Here is a 524-nt window from a genome sequence, read left to right as displayed (position 1 = left end):
GGCGCGTCGGCACTGTCCGAAACCCACGGCGACTGGACGGTCAATTGCCAGATATCAGGCGCGACCAAAACTTGCAGCCTGTCGCATCAGCAATTCAACAAGCAGAACAATCAGCGCCTGCTGGCGATCGAGCTGTCGAGCAAGACCGGCGAGGATGCCACGGGAACGCTTGCGCTGCCGTTCGGCCTGGCGCTGGCCAAGGGGGTGAGCCTGACCATCGACGATCAGAAGCTGGACGGCAGCCTGGCGTTCAACACCTGCCAGGTCGTCGGCTGTCTGGTGCCGGTGGTGTTCGATGCGACTGTCACGCCGCTGCTGAAATCAGGCACCACGCTGAAGATCGACGCTTTCGCGGCAGACACCGGACAAGCGGTGAGCTTTTCCATTCCGCTCAACGGCTTCGCCGGCGCACTTGCCCGGACCGCGGAGCTTTTGACCAATTGATGTGAGCCGCAGGACTTAAAGCGCGCGCCGCCTGAACGCAGTCTCGCGGCAGGGCGGTGCGTCACTGCAGCAGAACATTT

The 524-nt window shown here is 62.4% G+C and carries 1 protein-coding gene; it reads left to right on the top strand.

Translation table 11 applies throughout. From position 1 onward, the window contains the following. Positions 1 to 444 (top strand): invasion associated locus B family protein (locus tag EN991_RS39210; RefSeq protein WP_127370681.1); only part of this gene is annotated, 444 nt, incomplete at its 5' end. Between the last annotated feature and the right edge of the window lie 80 nt (positions 445 to 524).

The sequence above is a fragment of the Mesorhizobium sp. M7A.F.Ca.US.005.03.2.1 genome (genome assembly GCF_003997795.1).
In the GTDB taxonomy this organism is placed as follows: Bacteria; Pseudomonadota; Alphaproteobacteria; order Rhizobiales; family Rhizobiaceae; genus Mesorhizobium; species Mesorhizobium ciceri.
The sequence above is the reverse complement of the archived record's forward strand: the minus strand, read 5'-3'. Positions and strand labels throughout refer to the sequence as shown.